This is a genomic window from Massilia sp. CT11-108 (genome assembly GCF_047302915.1).
GTDB lineage: Bacteria > Pseudomonadota > Gammaproteobacteria > Burkholderiales > Burkholderiaceae_D > Telluria > Telluria orientalis.
Window position 1 is genome coordinate 1 of the sequence record NZ_JBKYMO010000902.1, and the last position, 1,351, is coordinate 1,351.

The window sequence follows — 1,351 nt, forward strand, 5'->3', positions numbered from 1 at the left end:
CCTGAGCCTTCCCCTCAAATTTTGCTCAGATGTCATAGGTAAGCATCATGGAAGTCAGCTCTGACGATGCGTCGGCAAGCTGACTTCGTGTCAGCTTGGTTGCGTGAGGCTCGATCAGCCAATGGCGTGCCAACGACAGGATTGACAGCGTGGTTGCTGCCTTTTTACGGCTGCCGTATTCAATGCGGTACCCGGCGCACCTGACGGCCAAGCCAATCAACCACAGAGCAAAGCCAAGTAACGCCGCGATGAGCAGTAACGCAGCCAAACGTCGAGGTTTTCGCGTTTGTGCAGTAGTCAGTCCCATACCCCATTGCGCATTCTTGAGATCCCGGAAAGTCTGTTCGATCTGCATGCGGCACCTGTACAAGTCGACCACGGAGTCGGCGCTTAGCCGGGATAGCGATGGTGAGGAAGCCAGCAGCCACGGTTCGCGTTGCGAGGCCTGATTCTTGATACTGTGACGGCTGCGCGCCTTTTTGCCAAAGGCGGTCTTGCGCTGACGCCCCTTGCGCGGCTGCTTAATGAGCACGAGACGGCACGCCACTGGATTGGAGCGGACATAAAGAAAATCTCCCAGGTCGCGTGCCTTTCCCTTGGTGTCGGCATAAAGCTGTTTGCATCTGCGCCAAGTACATGAGCCGCTCTTTTTCACCATGTCGCGGTTGCGGATGCGGCCGACCCACGCATAGCCAAGCTCATTCAGCATCTTGAACCATGTGGCCCGAAAACCTGCGTCGCTAATGATGATGGGCTGGCACCCAGGCGGAAGCACCGAGCGCAAATTCTTCATGAAAGCCCGGTGAACCGAAGCGGCGCCATACAGCTCGGTCGGATGCACTTCCTCGTAGATGACCAAGGCTCGTCCACGAACGATCAATGCGGCACGCAGAACGTGCTGGCTTACGTCATTCAGCAAATTGGACCAGTCGACGATGATGCAAACACGCACCTGCTCGTGCAAGGCGCGTCGGGCCAGCGCTCGATACGCTAACAGGCGCTCAGAAGCTAGTTGCGGATTACTCAGCAATCGATCGCAGCGCTTTATGCGATGACGCAAACTAGTCTGGCCAGTGATCGCCTTGCCCATCTTCACCACACCGAGACCGCCACGGGCCGCAGCATCAGTCATCGCCGCCAAACACTCGCGTCGCTTGGCGTGCATGGATGGGCACTGCGCTTGAAGTAACTCCTGTATGATCCGCTGTGCATGCATGGCCTGTTCCCCTTTGTTCGCAGTTGGTAGCTACGAACGAAAGGGCTAACACAGCCATGCATGCGCCGTTTTTGGGATTGAAAGTTAACAGCTTCCCAAGCTGTTTACAACAAAAATTTGAGGGGAAGGCTCAGG

The 1,351-nt window shown here is 56.3% G+C and carries 1 protein-coding gene; it reads right to left on the reverse strand.

Annotated elements, in window-relative coordinates:
• Positions 1-25: 25 nt before the first annotated feature.
• Complete coding sequence (locus ACEN88_RS31840; protein WP_413346176.1) at positions 26-1,165, reverse strand: IS4 family transposase; 1,140 nt, start codon at positions 1,163-1,165, stop codon at positions 26-28.
• Positions 1,166-1,351 lie beyond the last annotated feature (186 nt).

Bases quoted from the DNA above. Each gene is read 5' to 3' on its own strand.
- ACEN88_RS31840 (WP_413346176.1), bottom strand. From the start codon at position 1,165: ATGCACGCCAAGCGACGCGAGTGTTTGGCGGCGATGACTGATGCTGCG.